At 46.3% G+C, this 16,576-nt stretch carries 15 protein-coding genes and 1 riboswitch; of the genes, 12 read left to right on the top strand and 3 right to left on the bottom strand.

Translation table 11 applies throughout. The features are described 5' to 3' along the window. Positions 1 to 101 precede the first annotated feature (101 nt). From BN1002_RS08635 to BN1002_RS08600, 8 genes are all read left to right on the top strand, one after another. Positions 102 to 2,516 (top strand): Na+/H+ antiporter subunit A, encoded by a 2,415-nt coding sequence (locus BN1002_RS08635; protein ID WP_048824592.1) that lies wholly within the window; start codon positions 102 to 104, stop codon positions 2,514 to 2,516. After that, complete coding sequence (locus BN1002_RS08630; RefSeq protein ID WP_048824591.1) at positions 2,500 to 2,928, top strand: Na(+)/H(+) antiporter subunit B; 429 nt, start codon at positions 2,500 to 2,502, stop codon at positions 2,926 to 2,928. Before BN1002_RS08635 ends, BN1002_RS08630 begins: the two co-directional genes overlap by 17 nt. Continuing rightward, on the top strand, positions 2,928 to 3,266 hold the full coding sequence (locus BN1002_RS08625; protein WP_048824590.1) for a Na(+)/H(+) antiporter subunit C: 339 nt from the start codon (positions 2,928 to 2,930) through the stop codon (positions 3,264 to 3,266). Before BN1002_RS08630 ends, BN1002_RS08625 begins: the two co-directional genes overlap by 1 nt. Further along, positions 3,259 to 4,740, top strand: a complete 1,482-nt coding sequence (locus BN1002_RS08620; protein ID WP_048824589.1) for a Na+/H+ antiporter subunit D — start codon at positions 3,259 to 3,261, stop codon at positions 4,738 to 4,740. The genes BN1002_RS08625 and BN1002_RS08620 overlap by 8 nt, the downstream gene beginning before the upstream one ends. A 52-nt stretch (positions 4,741 to 4,792) precedes the next feature. Beyond that, complete coding sequence (locus BN1002_RS08615) at positions 4,793 to 5,278, top strand: Na+/H+ antiporter subunit E (protein ID WP_048824588.1); 486 nt, start codon at positions 4,793 to 4,795, stop codon at positions 5,276 to 5,278. Beyond that, positions 5,269 to 5,553, top strand: coding sequence for a Na(+)/H(+) antiporter subunit F1 (locus BN1002_RS08610; protein WP_048824587.1), 285 nt, complete (start codon positions 5,269 to 5,271; stop codon positions 5,551 to 5,553). The genes BN1002_RS08615 and BN1002_RS08610 overlap by 10 nt, the downstream gene beginning before the upstream one ends. Further along, on the top strand, positions 5,531 to 5,890 hold the full coding sequence (gene mnhG / locus BN1002_RS08605; RefSeq protein WP_048824586.1) for a monovalent cation/H(+) antiporter subunit G: 360 nt from the start codon (positions 5,531 to 5,533) through the stop codon (positions 5,888 to 5,890). Before BN1002_RS08610 ends, mnhG begins: the two co-directional genes overlap by 23 nt. A gap of 1,140 nt (positions 5,891 to 7,030) precedes the next feature. Then, positions 7,031 to 9,436 carry a M14 family metallopeptidase gene (locus BN1002_RS08600; RefSeq protein WP_052445626.1) on the top strand — a complete coding sequence of 802 codons (2,406 nt, stop codon included), beginning with the start codon at positions 7,031 to 7,033 and terminating at the stop codon, positions 9,434 to 9,436. A gap of 65 nt (positions 9,437 to 9,501) precedes the next feature. Here BN1002_RS08600 and BN1002_RS08595 read toward each other — a convergent pair whose 3' ends face one another. Further along, a complete protein-coding gene (locus BN1002_RS08595; RefSeq protein WP_197072771.1) occupies positions 9,502 to 10,488 on the bottom strand; it encodes a hypothetical protein in 987 nt (328 codons plus the stop codon). Between the two features lie 175 nt (positions 10,489 to 10,663). Next, a riboswitch (SAM riboswitch) is annotated at positions 10,664 to 10,769 on the top strand. Positions 10,770 to 10,886: 117 nt separating this feature from the next. Between BN1002_RS08595 and BN1002_RS08590 the strand changes: the two genes are divergently transcribed. The 4 genes from BN1002_RS08590 to BN1002_RS08575 all read left to right on the top strand — a co-directional run bounded on the left by BN1002_RS08590 (position 10,887) and on the right by BN1002_RS08575 (position 14,588). Continuing rightward, positions 10,887 to 11,897 (top strand): methionine ABC transporter ATP-binding protein, encoded by a 1,011-nt coding sequence (locus tag BN1002_RS08590; RefSeq protein WP_048824585.1) that lies wholly within the window; start codon positions 10,887 to 10,889, stop codon positions 11,895 to 11,897. Continuing rightward, positions 11,890 to 12,552: a methionine ABC transporter permease gene (locus tag BN1002_RS08585; RefSeq protein ID WP_048824584.1), complete on the top strand. Its 663-nt coding sequence runs from the start codon at positions 11,890 to 11,892 to the stop codon at positions 12,550 to 12,552. Before BN1002_RS08590 ends, BN1002_RS08585 begins: the two co-directional genes overlap by 8 nt. 61 nt (positions 12,553 to 12,613) lie before the next feature. Next, positions 12,614 to 13,450 carry a MetQ/NlpA family ABC transporter substrate-binding protein gene (locus tag BN1002_RS08580; protein ID WP_048824583.1) on the top strand — a complete coding sequence of 279 codons (837 nt, stop codon included), beginning with the start codon at positions 12,614 to 12,616 and terminating at the stop codon, positions 13,448 to 13,450. Between the two features lie 61 nt (positions 13,451 to 13,511). Further along, positions 13,512 to 14,588 carry an iron-containing alcohol dehydrogenase family protein gene (locus BN1002_RS08575; protein ID WP_048824582.1) on the top strand — a complete coding sequence of 359 codons (1,077 nt, stop codon included), beginning with the start codon at positions 13,512 to 13,514 and terminating at the stop codon, positions 14,586 to 14,588. A gap of 189 nt (positions 14,589 to 14,777) precedes the next feature. On the opposite strand, the gene BN1002_RS08570 is transcribed toward BN1002_RS08575, so the two are convergent. Together BN1002_RS08570 and BN1002_RS08565 are read right to left on the bottom strand one after the other, a co-directional pair. Then, complete coding sequence (locus BN1002_RS08570) at positions 14,778 to 15,944, bottom strand: ankyrin repeat domain-containing protein (RefSeq protein ID WP_048824581.1); 1,167 nt, start codon at positions 15,942 to 15,944, stop codon at positions 14,778 to 14,780. 114 nt (positions 15,945 to 16,058) lie between these two features. Beyond that, entirely contained in the window at positions 16,059 to 16,508 is a 450-nt protein-coding gene (locus BN1002_RS08565) for a nucleoside deaminase (RefSeq protein WP_048824580.1), read from the bottom strand. Positions 16,509 to 16,576: the final 68 nt, after the last annotated feature.

Raw genomic sequence — 16,576 nt, 5'->3', positions numbered from 1 at the left:
ATGCTGTTCTCTTTTCTACACCGGAGAAATGCCAGCTATTATTCGGCTCTTGACATATCTAGAAAAAACCACCCGCAAAAATAAAAAAGGAGGCGGTTAAATTGCATTCCCTGCACTATTTGATTTTAGTACCTTTTTTCTTCGCCATTTTAGTGCCATTTTTATATAAATATTTTGCCCCGCGAGTGCACACCGGTTGGTTCGTCCTCTTCGTCCCAATCGCCATCTTTCTATATCTGCTCCGCTTTTTGCCACGCATCTCAAAAGGTCAGGATTTCCTGTATTCTATCCCTTGGATGCCATCATTCGATCTTCATTTCAGCATTTACGTTGATGGGCTCAGCCTTATTTTCGGATTGCTGATTACAGGTATAGGAGCCCTCGTCATCCTATATTCCATCTATTATATGTCCAAGCATAGAGAAGCGCTCGGAAATTTCTATGTTTACATGCTATTGTTCATGGGCGCAATGCTTGGGATCGTTTTCTCGGACAATCTCCTCGTTCTATATGTGTTCTGGGAACTGACAAGCATCTCTTCCTTCTTATTGATCGCCTATTGGTACCAGCGGGAGGGCTCGCGTTATGGCGCGCAAAAATCGATGCTGATCACGATATTTGGCGGCATGGCGATGCTTGCTGGCTTCATTATGCTCTCAATGATCTCCGGAACGTTCAGCATCCGGGAAATGATAGCCAATGGCGGCGACATTGCTTCCCATTCCCTTTTCCTACCGGCAATGTTATTGATTTTGCTTGGCGCTTTTACAAAGTCAGCCCAGTTCCCGTTCAGCATCTGGCTGCCAGGCGCGATGGAAGCCCCTACTCCCATCAGCGCTTATCTCCATTCAGCGACGATGGTCAAGGCAGGCATCTACCTTGTCGCCCGCTTTACCCCTGTTTTCGGCGGAGAACCGGAATGGTTCTGGCTTGTTTCCGGGACTGGTCTCATTACGCTGCTGTACGGTTCAATAAATGCCGTAAAACAGACGGATCTAAAAGCTTTACTTGCCTATTCGACTGTCAGCCAGCTGGGTCTGATCATGAGCCTGTTCGGATTGGGTTCGGCGGCGTTGTATAAGACAGGGGGCGAAGAGTCTTCCCTTTATGCTTTCGCTATTTTGGCTGCCGTTTTTCATCTGATTAACCATTCAACCTTTAAAGGAGCGCTTTTTATGGTTGTCGGCATAATTGACCATGAAACCGGCACACGTGATATTCGCAGGCTTGGAGGCTTGATGCAGGTCATGCCAGTATCCTTCACGCTGGCGGTAATCGGTGCATTTTCGATGGCAGGCCTGCCTCCCTTCAATGGCTTCTTAAGCAAGGAAATGTTTTTCACAGCGTTACTGAACGCATCAAAGATGACTTTTTTCAAGATGGAAACGCTTGGACTGCTGTTTCCGCTCCTCGCTTGGATTGCAAGTGTCTTTACGTTTATTTATTGCATGATTCTGGTCTTTAAAACTTTCCGAGGGAAATATAGGCCTGAAAAATTGGATAAAAAGCCGCACGAGGCCCCGCTCGGGATGCTGATTCCCCCGATTGTGCTGGCTGTCCTCGTTGTCGGGATTTTCTTTTTTCCAAACGTCCTTTCCGAGCATCTCCTCCAGCAGGCCGCCCATTCGGTTTTACCTGGGATGCCGGAAGGTGTTTTTGCAAAAAAAATCAGTGCCTGGCATGGAATGAATGCTGAACTGATCATGACGATTGGCGTTGTTATAGGAGGCTATTTCCTCTATCGGTATTTAAAAAAATGGGTGGGGTTATTGTGGAGATATCCACATTCCCTTACACTGAATAACTTCTATGCCCTCATGCTGGAAAAGGGAGAAGAAGGCTCCCGTTCACTGACCGAACGGTATATGACAGGATATACGAGGCATTACCTTCTTTATGCATTTGGCTTTCTAATCGTGCTCGCAGGAGGTGCGCTTCTTATTTCAAACAGGCTGTCATTTCATTCAGAGAATTCCGCGCCAATTTCCTTCTTTGAAGGAGCCTTGGCTGTTGCTATGCTGGCGGCGGGCTTCACGGTGCTTTTTGCAAAATCACGAATGGTAGCGGTTCTCGCCCTCGGGGGATTGGGCTACATTGTATCGGTTTTCTTTGTGATTTTCAGGGCACCCGATCTGGCCCTTACGCAATTGGTCATCGAAACAGCGACAACTGTTTTATTCCTTCTAAGTTACTATCATCTGCCAAAACTTTTTAAAAAGGCGGAACGTGTTCCATTGAAACCGCTAAACCTGCTGATTTCTTTAGGCGCCGGAACCACTGTTACTCTGTTTGCGCTGGCGGCCAATGGCAACAGGCTGTTTGAGCCAATCTCAAGCTATTATACGGACGCCTATGAGTTGGCTGGAGCCAAAAATATCGTGAATGCGATACTTGTCGACTTCAGGGGCATTGATACAATGCTTGAAATTTCAGTACTTGCCATCGCGGCACTCGGCGTTTTTACGTTAATTAAACTTGAATTAAACGGAGGCGGGAAGAATGAAGAAACGAAATGACGTCATCCTGCAGACGGTAACAAGAGTTGCCGTTATCATCATTCTCACTTTCGCCATTAATCTTTTCTTCTCGGGACACCATCATCCCGGGGGCGGTTTTGTGGGCGGGCTTGCTTTTGCCAGTGCCATCACGCTTCTTTTCCTGACCTATGATATCGAATCGGTACGGGAAAACATGCCCGTGAATTTCACCTCAATGGCAGCTATAGGGGTATTGACCGCTGTCTTTACGGGAGCGGGCAGCATCGTATTCGGTTCCCCGTTCCTTACACAGGAATTCGATTATTTCAACCTCCCGATTTTCGGCAAAACCGAGCTGGCAACAGCGATGTTGTTCGACCTTGGAGTAGCATTCGCCGTCATTGGCACCGCCATGACCATTATCATAACTATTAGCGGGAACCGATCATAATGGAAACGATGCTCTCTGTAATCATCGGTGTCCTTTTTACCATTGGAACGTATTTGCTTTTGGAAAAAAAACTGCTGCAAATCATTTTGGGAACTTCCCTTATCAGCCATGCGGTCAACCTGCTGATTCTTACGATGGGCGGATTGAAGAAAGGCGCGCCTCCCCTGCTTGGAATCGGCAGTGAAACCTATACGGACCCATTGCCGCAGGCGCTTATATTGACTGCTATCGTCATTAACTTCGGGACAACCGCCCTTTTCCTTGTCCTTAGCTATCGTGCATACAAGGTGCTTGGCACAGATGACACGAACCAAATGAGAGGTAATGAAAATGAATAATTTACTCATACTGCCAATCATCATCCCGTTAATTACCGGGATGATCATGGTGGTGATTAAAAATAAAATCAGGATTCACCGGCTGCTCGGGATTGCAGCGATCGCCGGGACAGGGGCAGTTTCAGCACTGATAATTGCTCAGATTAAAGAAAAGGGCATCCAGGTTCTTCACATTGGCGGATGGGAGGCGCCTTTTGGAGTCAGCCTGGCAGCGGATATGTTCTCCGCCCTCCTTCTTTTGACAGCTTGCGTTGTCTCGCTGTTTTGCCTGATGTACGCCTTCCGCTCGATCGGCGAGGAACGGGAGAGGCATTACTTTTATCCGCTGTTCTTGTTTTTACTCGCAGGTGTAAATGGATCGTTTCTCACTGGCGACATTTTCAATCTTTTCGTTTGTTTTGAAGTAATGCTGATCTCTTCCTATGTCCTTATTTCAATCGGGGGAACAAAGATACAGCTGAGGGAGTCAATCAAATATGTGCTTGTAAACCTGGTTTCCTCCGTCCTTTTCCTTGTGGCCATTGCAACCTTATATGCCACCTTGGGCACGTTGAATTTCGCCCACCTGTCAGTCCGCGTGGCTGAAGCCGGTCAGGATGGTTTGTTGACAGCGATCTCCTTCCTGTTTTTGATTGTATTCAGCTTAAAAGCAGGCTTGCTGCTCTTTTTCTGGCTTCCAGGTTCCTATAGCGCGCCTCCAACAGCGATTGCCGCTATCTTTGCGGCCCTTTTGACAAAGGTTGGCATTTATTCGATGTTCAGAATCTTTACCCTTGTCTTTTATCATGAGCCGAACAAAACTCATCTCGTTATTGGCATTATGAGCGCCCTGACCATGGTTCTCGGTGCGATAGGCGCCATCGCCTATTCGGATATAAAGAGAATCTTAACGTACAACGTCATTATCGGGGTAGGATTTATTTTTGCCGGACTTGCTTCCGGTACGGCCGAAGGATTTACGGGGGCACTCTACTATTTAATCCATGACATTCTTATCAAAGCCCTCCTCTTCCTAATTGGCGGGACGGTTATTGCAATGACCGGGACAGCGAGCTTAAAGGATATCAGCGGGCTGATCAGGACGTATCCTGCCTTAGGATGGATGTTCTTCATCGCTGCTTTATCTGTGGCGGGGATTCCGCCATTCAGCGGCTTCATCGGCAAGGTGTTTATTACGGAAGGGACATTTGAAGCAGGATACTACTGGTTAGGAGGGCTTGGCCTGTTCACAAGCTTGATGGTCTTGTATTCCGTCATGAAAATCTTTATGAACGGCTTTTGGGGAGAACCTTATATTGGGGAAGAAGATGCGAAGGAAATCAAGAAAGGCATGCTGTTTCCCCTTGCCACTTTGACTGCTTTGACCATCGTGCTTGGACTTGGCGCGGAAGGAATTTCTTCCTTTAGTGAGCTTGCTGTTGAGAGCTTAATGAATCCTTCCCTTTATATTAATGCAGTACTGGACAAGAACTAATGCTTTTTTTTGCAAAAGCATACTTAAACTCTCTTAGAATGGGGTGGCCGCTATGGCTTTACAGGTATTAACCAATCTATTTATTGCACTGCTTTGGACGGCTCTCCAGGAAGACTGGAGCCCCCTTACGTTCGCCAGCGGCTATTTCGTCGGGATCATCGTCCTGTTTTTATTGCGACGCTTCCTCCCGGATAATTTTTATTTGACGACTTTTATTAATATCGCCAAGCTCGCGGCGGTTTTCATTCATGAATTATTCATTTCCGGCTATGCCGTTATCAGCCATGTCATACGCCCAAAATTAGCAATCAGCCCTGGTACACTGACGCTTGAGACCGATCTAGAAACAGACATCGAGGTAACCCTCCTCGCCCTCCTCGTCACCTTAACACCAGGTTCTGTCGTCATGGATGTGTCAGAGGATAAAAAGTCGTTATTTGTCCATGTCCTTGATACATCAGATTCGAATGAAGCGATTTTGAAGTCGCAAGTCAGATTCGAAAATTCAATTAAGAAGGTGACCCGGAAATGTTTGTGATCATATTGAAGATTTCGTTATTGTTTCTGGCTCTTTCCTTCATCGCAACGATCTATCGGCTTATCAAAGGGCCTTCCCTCCCGGACAGGATCCAGGCTCTTGACTCAATTGGCATCACCTCGATCGCCGCTGTTGCAGTCACCTCTGTCATCCTGAGGACACATGCGTTTTTCGAAGTCATCCTCCTGATTGGAATATTATCATTTATTGGGACACTCGCTTTTGCGAGATTCCTGGAAAGGGGTGCGGCCATTGAACCTAGGCGCCCTCAGTGAAGTGATTACCGCCATCTTCATATTGACCGGCACACTGGCCAGTTTTTTGAGCTCAATTGGCTTGATCCGCCTTCCGGATGTGTATACACGGGTCCACGCAGCTTCCAAAAGTTCGACGCTCGGCGTTTTATTCACGCTCGTCGGCACGTTTTTATTCTTCTTCCTAAGTGAAGGTTATTTAAGTGTCCGGCTGTTACTTGGGATATTTTTCGTATTTTTGACAGCCCCGGTCTCCGCTCATTTAATCGCCAGAGCCTCTTTAATCACTAAGGTCAAGATGGCTGAGGCAACTGAAGAAGGTTTCCGGGAAGTTGTGATAACCGAGGAAAAGAATTAACAATATCAGGAACTAACAAAGATAACACGCCAATACCTTTGCTGGCTCTTTTGATTCCAGTTATTCATTTGAGCAAAATTAAAATCGACTTAGACCCCGAACCACTATCGGCAACCGGGCCTTCGGGCTCTAAACGCAGACTTAGTGACCGAACGACTACCGGCAGCCTGGCCTTCGGGCTCTAAACGCAGACTTAGTGACCGAACCACCTCCGGCAGCCTTGCCTTCGGGCTCTAAACGAAGACTTAGTGACCAAACGATTACAGGCAGCCTGGCCTTCGGGTTCTAAACGCAGACTTAGTGACCGAACGACTACCGGCAGCCTGGCCTTCGGGCTCTAAACGCAGACTTAGTGACCGAACGAGGACTGGCAACCTGGGCTTCGGGCTCTAAACGCAGACTTAGTGACCGAACGAGGACTGGCAACCCGGGCTTCGGGCTCTAAACGAAGACTTAGTGACCGAACGACTACAGGCAGCCTGGCCTCCGGGCTCTAAACGCAGACTTAGTGACCGAACGACTACCCGCAGCCTGGCCTTCGGGCTCTAAACGCAGACTTAGTGACCGAACGACTACCGGCAACCTGGCCTCCGGGCTCTAAACGCAGACTTAGTGACCGAACGACTACCGGCAGCATGGCCTTCGGGCTCTAAACGCAGACTTAGTGACCGAACGACTACCGGTAGCCTGGCCTCCGGGCTCTAAACGCAGACTTAGTGACCGAACGACTAGCGGCGACCTGGCCTTCGGGCTCTAAAGAAATTCGCAACTTATAATAATCAACAAAAAACCGTTCACTGCCGTTGGCAATGGACGGTTTTTTCGTTTAGATTGTTTAATCGTTTAATTCTTACTTTGAAACTGTCACCATTCTTGTCGCACTCACATTTCCTTTTGCATCCTTCGCCTTCACGTATACTCTGTTTCCGGTCGGACTCAGATATCTCCTTTGAGGCCTATTTTGCAAAAATAGTATTCAATCAGATTATTAAACTAATTTAAAGCGACAGCTCGCTAACTTGGTAAATTACTACTACTTCGAAAACCGAAATTTTGGCCTAATTACCTACATAATATTCTGAATCTTTAAACTATAATAATCTTGTCCACTTTAGTGGAACTACATAGGAGGTGTATCGATTGAGACGAAAAAAGAAATTCATGAATGGCCTGGTCGTTGTTGCGGCAATTGGCGCGTTAGGATTTACAACCGTGTACCCGGCCCTTGGCCATCCAGGCGTTATCCGCGCCGCGCAGCTTGAAGGCGAACCAATCCTCCCTGAAGAGTCCCCTTCCATCGTCCAGCTCGAAGTACCGAACAAACCGGCTCTTGATAAAATGGCGGAAATGGGGATTGACCTGACCCACAATGTCCACCAGCACGATGATGTAATCGAGGCTGATGTCGTTGTCACTCCTTCAGAAATTAAAGAATTAAGGAAGCATGGGATTAAGGTAAAGGAAACTCTCATCACTGAAGCCCAGTGGAATGAACGGACAACTGAAAGGAATGCTGCTGCACAGAGCCAGTCAGCACTAGCGGCAGCTGAAGATACCATCAAAGTATTGAGGGCCAACCATTATACGAACCAGTCGGCAACCTTCCTTTATGTAGAGGCGAAAACCAGCGCGGGTACAAGCGCAAGTACAGCATTGACTGCTTCATGGATTGAAAATGGAGTGGAGAAAAAAGTAACATTAAGCCGATTTGTGGATTATGGGGAATATATGTATCACTGGTTCGAGGTCCCGGTCACGGCTATTCCTGAAAGCGTTTCCATAACGAGTAATCTTGGCGGCACGGCCTCCAGCCCTGTTACAGAATGGCTTGGAGAAGTGAAAAAAGGCAATCCGAAAAAGCATTACGCCAAGGAATTTGTCGACCATTATATGGATCCTTATGAACTGTATGAAAGAGCAGAACAGCTGGCCAATGAATTCCCGGATTTAGTCGAAATTATCGACATGCCAAATAAGACAAACGGGTACCGCCGCCTTGCCCAGGCAACAATTGGCAGCGTAACATCTTCCGCAGTAGTCGTCTCCTCAAAAGCATGGGGCCATGAAGGCGGAAATGATATTACAGTCGAGTTTAAAAATCCTGGACAAGCCAGCCAGCCCTTAAAAGTGGCGATAGATGGCAAAAAAATCACCGTCAATCTGGCGACTGATACATCCGGAAAAATAACAAGTACAGCAAAACAAGTCGTTGATGCTCTTAATGCAAACGCAAACAGCCCTGTTACGGCCATGACATACCGAGGAAATGTGGGGACAGGTGTAGTAGCCGCAGCCTCTAGTAACCTATCGGACAACCTGAACGCTCCTGAATATGTTTCACGCGACCCACAAACCGTTAAAGCCATTCGCATCGGGAAGTATCGCGACGGTTCCAAGCCAGGTGTCCTAGGCTATGCTCAGGAACATGCCCGTGAGTGGGTGACTCCGCTTGTGACAATTGAAACAGCCGAGCGGTTATTACGGAATTATGCGCATGACGGGGAAACGAAACAGCTCGTGAACAACCTCGACATTTTCCTAATTCCTTCTGTGAACCCTGATGGCGCAAATTACAGCTTCTACGATTACAATATGCAGCGAAAAAATATGACCAATCATTGCGGACCTGCCCAATCCGACCCAGCAAACCGCAACGGCTGGGGAGTTGACTTGAACCGGAACCATTCTGTCGGTTCTGTCTTTGACGGATATGTTGGCGCCTCCAGCACGAATTGCTTAAGTTCAACTTACGCGGGTCCAGCGGAAAATTCAGAGCCAGAGGCAAGGAATCTTGTCTGGCTCGCGGATAAATATTCAAATATTAAATTTGCGATGAATATCCATAGCTATGGCGGCTACTTCATGTGGTCCCCAGGCTCCTATGATCCTAAACGAGTTACCTTGCCGCGCCCGACAGCTGGGCAGGAAGCCTTCTACTGGGCTGCTTCGAACGAAATCCTGAATGACATTCTGGATCATCGCGGAACCGTAATTTTGCCTAGCCGTACAGGTCCGATTCCGGATGTATTATACTCCGCAGCCGGAAACTCAGCAGACTACCTCTGGTATGAAAAAGGAATATACGCTTGGAACTTTGAAGTCGGCGCGGATCTTTGGGATTCCACTGCGAACAGGTGGCGAGCCGTTGGATTCCAGCCAACTTATGAAGAGGGCCATGAAGAGGCAATGGAATTTGCAAATGGACTGATTGGCTTGATCAAGGTTGCTTACAACCAATCAAAGGATAAACAGCCGCCTTCCACAAAAGCAGTCCCAGGAAACGGAAAATTCGCAGGGCCAGTGGAAGTTTCTTTTGAAACGAGCGAAGCGGCCACCATCTACTATACACTCGATGGCAGCCGCCCGACATTCGAATCACAACATCTCCGGCTTGCCGGGACGCGCGAACCTGCCGAAACTTTGAAAATCAATAAATCAACTGTCATTAACTGGTTTGCCGTCGACGCCGCGGGTAACATCGAGAATAACTACAACCCATTCAGCAAAGCTTCAAACTTCAATTCAGTCACACTGACAATCAAGTAATCTAAAAATTGTGCCGGCGTCTTTCAGAATTGAAAGGCGTCGGCATTTTAAGGTTCAAGCGAATTTTATAATAACCCACTATCTTGCAAAAATTCTTTTAGGTTTAACACATACGCTTTTTTATCATTTACTAAAAGCATCTCATACCCTCTGCAACTTATATGTTGGGCGTTAAGAATAGTATTCTCTTCATTTGCCATGGTTATAGTCATTAGCTTAGACAATTTGTTTCCAGGCTCCATTTTGAACAGGATATATTGATCCCGGTCATTATAACCTCCTCGAAACAAAAAGTACTCTTTAAACACAATAAAACCATCCGAACCTTTTACGTCTGGCTGAAAATAGTCGAGTTTACCTTTGCTGTATCTTCCGAGTTCAAACTCTGTATAAAAATAAAACCAAACTTCCTCCTCAGCCGCAACATTAAGCGCGTAACAATCAACAATGAAATGCAAGCCATAGTTTGGATACAAAAAACACTCTTTTCCATCTGAATTCCATGACCTTAAACCAAACCTTCCAATCGGGGTATTCCAGCCAAAATTCCCTAAAACGCCTTCATCAAAATAAGATGTCCAAATTTTATTCTTCTTTGTAACAAATATATCCTGAATCCCATCACCAAGTAGAAATTCTCTTACCAAATTTCCGTCCAAATCAAAAACTTTTGCATTCAGGTCAAACTTACCGTCTTTGTATAATTTAGCACGAGCGCATACCAGTAGAATGTTGTTTTCATCGATTAATTGGATATAGTGATAGTTCCATTTTTGATTTTTCATTTCTACTTGCTGCCTATAACCCTTTCCCCCAATTACTGCTTTGTAATTAAGAGTAGTTTCAGTTTGAACAGGCGGAAACATTCCATCAATCAATTCGGGGACTTCATTCACTCCAAGAATACATATTTCTCCACTCGGCCCCAACGAAGCAGAAACAATAGTATATCCAATTAGATTATCAGAAATATCCGCTGCCAGCTTAACCATATAATTCATTATTTTCTCCCCCCTAACACCTTTTATTTCAAAATTTTTGTCAATCCTCATACACCTTTTCTCCCCTATTTCAGCAAAAATGTCAAAGAACAACCAAAAATTTATTTTTTGACAATTCCCTTAATTAGCAACATTGTAAGCGGTAACAAGAAAATACTGTGAAATTTAGCTGTTGACAGCCATTTTTTATCGGATTATGATATGGATTATAAATTTCATACTTAAACACTTATCAAGAGAGACCGAGGGACAGGCCCTATGACGTCCGGCAACCACCAGTTTTGGGAACGGTGCCACTTCCTGCAGAATGGATTCATTCTGAAAGATAAGTCGTTAACTGATAGTTTACGATGCCTCTTTCTGAATGAAAGAGGCTTTTTTGTTTTTTTAAAAGGCAAAACTTCACTACATATTAAGAGATTGATTTTGCACATGCCAGGGGGATTTTCATGATTGTTATCGATAGTTTGGTTAAAGAGTATAAAACGAGGAAGGGAATTGTAACTGGCGTTGACAATGTCTCGCTTGAGATTAATAAAGGAGAGATCTTCGGGATTGTCGGATACAGTGGAGCCGGAAAGAGCTCATTGCTCCGCTGCCTGAACTTATTGGAAAAGCCGACATCAGGTGAAATCACCATCGATGGGGTGAAACTAACCTCCCTGTCAGATAAACGCCTGCGTGAAGCGAGGCAGAAAATCGGGATGATTTTTCAGCACTTTTATCTCGTCTCTTCTAAAACAGTTTTCGAAAATGTCGCGTTTGCTTTAAGAGCCGCCGGGAAGTACAGTGCTGAAATTGAAATAAGAGTGACGGAATTGCTCGAGCTTGTCGGACTTTCCGATAAGCGGGATGTTTATCCGTCACAGCTGAGTGGCGGGCAAAAGCAGCGTGTCGGCATCGCCAGGGCACTCGCGAATGATCCGAATGTCCTTCTATGCGATGAAGCGACGTCGGCGCTCGATCCGAGTACGACAAAGTCCATCCTTTCCCTTTTGAAAAAAATCAACCGCGAACTTGGCCTCACCATCGTCCTGATCACCCACGAAATGGATGTTGTCAAGGAAATCTGTGACCGGATCGCGGTCATGCAGGACGGAAAAATCATCGAGGAAGGACAGGTTTACGAGATTTTCGCGAACCCGAAAGAGCCGCTGACAAAGGCTTTCATCAACAGCGTTCTCCATTTTGAATTGCCGGAACATCTCTTGGCACGGCGCCAGGGCACCGTCGTAAAAATCACCTTCAAGGGAGGCGCCGCCGAGGAAGCGATTGTCTCGGATGTCCTCCAGCAATTCAGGGTAAAAGGCAATATCCTTCATGGGAAAATCGAGTACATCCAGTCGATTCCTTTAGGCATCTTCATTATGGAATTGACGGGAGAAAATACTGAAATTGACAAAGCTATTTCTTATCTTATTGACAGGACGAATCACGTGGAGGTGATTGCACATGCTTGAAACAATTCAACAATTGCTTCCTGACTTGAATAAAGCATTTTTGCAAACGATCCAGATGGTTCTCATCTCGCTTGGCGTTGCCTTGGTTGCCGGCCTGCCACTCGGCGTACTGCTATTTGTATCCGATAAAGGACTATTTCTTGAGAACAGGCCAGTTAATTCCATTCTTGGATTTCTGATCAACATGGTCCGTTCCATTCCATATATCATTCTGCTTGTCGGACTGTTGCCGTTGACTAAATTGATTACCGGCACGACAATCGGCCCGACCGCCGCCAGTGTGTCACTATCGGTTGCCGCGATTCCTTTTTTCGCGAGATTAGTAGAAACGTCCTTAAGAGAAATTGATAAGGGTATGATCGAAGCGGCCGTCGCGGTTGGCGCGACACCGTGGATGATTATCAAGGACGTCCTGCTGCCAGAAGCGAGACCGGGGATTGTCCAGGGTGTAACCCTTACGACCATTTCATTAATAGGCTTTTCGGCGATGGCCGGCATTGTCGGCGGCGGCGGGATCGGTGACCTGGCCATCCGCTTTGGCTACTACCGCTACGACAACACCGTCATGCTTGTGACAATCGTCATCCTGATCTGCCTCGTCCAGATTATCCAGCTATCCGGCGACGCAATCAGCCGGAAAGTCGACAAACGTTAACTCTTTTGCAAAAGCAATCGCTTTTCAAAATAAATACATACATCAAAGGAGATAGAGAGAAATGAGAAAAGTTTTACTTTCACTAATTCTAGTGCTATGCCTTGGCGTCCTAGCTGCTTGCGGCGGTTCTGGACAAACGTCCAAAGGCGGGGAAATTGGGGAGAAGAAGGATATCAAAATTGGTGCCACAGCTGGCCCATACAGTGACATGGTAACGAAAGCCATCAAACCTGTCCTTGAGAAGAAAGGGTACAAAGTGGAAGTCGTCGAGTTCAGTGACTATGTCCAGCCGAACCTTGCCCTTGGCAATGGAGATCTTGACGCAAACCTGTTCCAGCATAAAATCTATATGGAAAACTTCGCAAAAGAAAACAAACTGGAGCTTTCCGAACTCGTCATCGTGCCAACTGCCCCAATGGGGATTTTCTCGAATAAATTCAAATCAGTCGGTGATGTTGCGGACGGCAGCACAGTTTCCTTGCCTAACGATCCGACCAACCTTGCCCGCGCGCTCGGAGTCCTTGAAGACGCCAAGCTGATCACGATTGACTCTTCAATTGATCCGCTGAAGGCATCAGAAAAAGATGTGAAGGATAACCCGAAAAAGCTGAAGTTCACTCCAATCGAGGCGGCACAGCTTCCGCGTTCTGTTGAAAGTGTTGATCTCGCCCTTGTGCCAGGCAACTTTGCCCTTGCCGCCAAGATGAACCTGCTTGACGCGCTCCAGCTGGAGAATATGCCTGATGACTACCGCAACCGCGTTGTCGTCAATACAAAAGACCTTGATTCCCAACTTGCAAAAGACCTGAAGGCAGCGGTTGAATCAGAAGACTTCGAAATGACAATCGACAGTGACTTCCAAGGGTTCGGCAAGCCTGAATGGATGAAAAACCGTTAATTATTTTTTGCAAAAGCCAGCACCTCTCCGTGCTGGCTTTCTGTCTTAAGGAGATGTTGTAATGATAAACCTTGAAGTGCGCGGAGCACCGAATTATTATGTATGTGAAAAAGGAATACTTAAACGTCTCCCCTCCCTTCTAGCCAGCCACGGTTTAAAGAAGCCGCTGTTGCTGACAGGGAGAAAGTCGTGGGATTCAGCGAAAGCATACTTTCCAACAGAAGTTGATTTCCGGCAAGAAATCTATCGTGGGGAATGTTCGCCTGAAGAAATCGAACGAATTGGCGGGCTTGTACAAAAAGGAAATCATGACGCGATTATCGCAATCGGCGGCGGCAAAGTGCTTGACCTTACAAAAGCGTCCGGGGACATTGCCTCAGTTCCTTTTCTATTGATCCCCACTCTTGCGGCAACCTGCGCCGCATGGACCCCGCTTAGCGTAATTTATGACAATAGCGGACGATTCCTTCATTATACGATCTTTAAGGGGAGCGCCTTGGCAGTGCTAGTGGAACCCGCGATAATCGCAGCCTCCCCTCCCGCTTATTTGCGGGCAGGGATCGGTGATACCCTTGCAAAATGGTATGAGGCAGATGCCTTATTAAAGCCAGTGAAAAACTGGTCTATGCCGATGCAAATAGCAAGGGAAGCTGCCTTCGTATGCAAAACCAACCTCCTTTCGTTCGGGAAACAGGCTCTCGAGGCGAATGAGGCAGGAAAAGTTACGCCAGAGCTTGTCCAGGTCTGTGAAACGAATATCATGGCGGGCGGAATGGTTGGAGGATTTGGCGACCGTTTCGGACGGATTGCTGGAGCCCATTCCATCCATAATGCACTCACCCACCTGTCGGAAACCCATAACGTCCTTCATGGGGATAAAGTTGCTTACGGAATCCTCGTCCAATTATTACTTGAGGAAAGAATAGAAGAGGTATTGGAACTGCTTCCTTTTTATAAGGAAATCGCCCTTCCCTACAGCCTCAAAACCCTCGGCGTCCTTGACTTCGAAAAAGCGGCAAAGGTAATTGCAACGAATGCGCTTGCTCCTGGGGAATCGATTCATTTCATGGGTATTCCACTTACTGAGGAAAAACTAGCCGGGTCAATCCTATATCTTGAAAGGTTAATAAAAGAATAGGTTTAGGTAGCTTCCAGCAACTAGATAAAAAATCCGGCCCTTGCTATATAGGGCCGGATAAAATATTATTCATCTGCTGATTTCGCTCTGTGCTGCTACATTGGTTATTTTGCCCAATGGTACCGACTGTGCAATGTAACTAATGCCAAACGGTTTTGATTAGGCAACCTGCACAATGGACGGCCGAAATCACTCTTTCCCTAGCAGCTCAAGCGATTTTTGCTTATGTGTATGGTAAAGAGGGTTTTCTGGATCATTTTTTATGGCGTTCTCAATGGCCTCGATCGCTTCCTCATGTTTTCCTAAAGATCGCAAGCTATTGGCTTTATGGAAAGAGAAGTCATAGCGGTCCGGCTGCATTTTCAGCAATCGTTCCATTGCCTGCACTGCCTCTTCATGCCTGCCAAGCTCTCTTAAATAATTCGATTTATGGTACAGATAGAACGTTTCTTCCGGATCCAAGTCAACCGCTTTATCGTATTCCGCCAAGGCTTCTTCTGGCCTTTTCATCAGACGGAGGCAATTTGCAGTGTAGAAGTAGAAATCCAGGTCATTGGGATTGATCGACAATGCTTTTTGATACTGTTCCAAAGCCTCTGAGTACCTCTTTAATTCCTGGAGGAAATACCCTTTGTAATAGAGTAGATCGAGATTATTCGGATCGCTTTCCAGCTCTTTTTCGATTATCCCTATAGCCTCATCAAACTGATCAGCCCGTCCTAACTGTTTTGCCTGTCTGATCGCTTCGTTTTTCTCAACATATTCTTTCTGCAAAATTTGAACAACCTTATCCTGCTTAAGATCGATTGCATGCTGAAGCGAAGATTTCCCATCGCGGTCAGGTAAGTTCACATCCGCGCCTGCTTCAACGAGCAGTTCGATAACGTCGGAGTACAAACGGCCGCCGTTTCCGAGAATGACCGATTCCAGTAACGCTGACCACCCTAAATCGTTCGCATGGTTCACCGGGATACCTGCATCCAAACATCTTTGGACTGTTTTCAAGTATCCTTTTTCACTTGACGGCAAAAGAGCTGTCCCGCCGAAGCGATTGACACTCTTTAAATCTGCTCCATAATTCAGCATCAGGCTTAATATTTCGTGAAAACCGTTGGCGCCCGCGCAAATAAAAGGCGTCAAAAGAGTGATGTCCCTCGTGTTTACGTCGCTTCCGGCCTCCAGAAGCAGTTTAACCGACTCGATTTGATTTTTTTGCGTCGCAGCCATGAGGGCTGTACGTCCATCAGCATCTTTATAAGAAACATTCGCCCCTTCCGCCAAAAGCTGGCGAAGTGCTTCACTATTTCCTTGTTCGCTTGCCTCGATTAGTTCCTGATTTAATCGTTCAGCATCCACTGTTGTTTACACCTCTTTGATTGACTTTAAATCCTCAATTGTTTTCTGGCCCTTTAAAAAATACGTCCGGTACTGCTTTTGACAATACCGGATTTGTTTTATGAGAAGGTGGCGTTATTTATTGTGCTTATGGAAAAACTCGAAAAGCTCGTCACAGTCTTCTCTTTGCTCTACCTTAACCATCTTGAGCACACTTTTATCTTCACCAGTTAGGTACTTGCGCAAGTGCATATCTGAGAAGCCATGTTTATCGGCATCTTCGCTCGTATTGCAGTAATATACTTCTTTAATGCCTGACCAGATAATAGCGGATACACACATCGGGCAAGGCTCGCAAGTTGCATAAATGACGCAATCCGATAGATCCATTGTTCCCAGTTTTTTAGTAGCTTCACGGATGGCAACCATTTCAGCATGCGCGGAAACATCAGTATCTCTCATCATTGTATTGCTCACGACAGCGATAATTTCATCGCCGCGTACAATGGTTGCGCCGAAAGGCCCTCCGACTTTATTCGCCATTCCTACGAATGTCGCGTCCGCTGCCAATTTCATATAATCCATTTGTAGTTCCTCCTGTTGTGTTCTATGATCAAGCTTTTTTACTGAATAAGATATGAATCCAGGAATAG

Origin of the sequence: Bacillus sp. B-jedd (genome assembly GCF_000821085.1) — a bacterium.
Taxonomy (GTDB): Bacteria; Bacillota; Bacilli; order Bacillales; family Cytobacillaceae; genus Bacillus_D.
The sequence above is the reverse complement of the archived record's forward strand: the minus strand, read 5'-3'. Positions and strand labels throughout refer to the sequence as shown.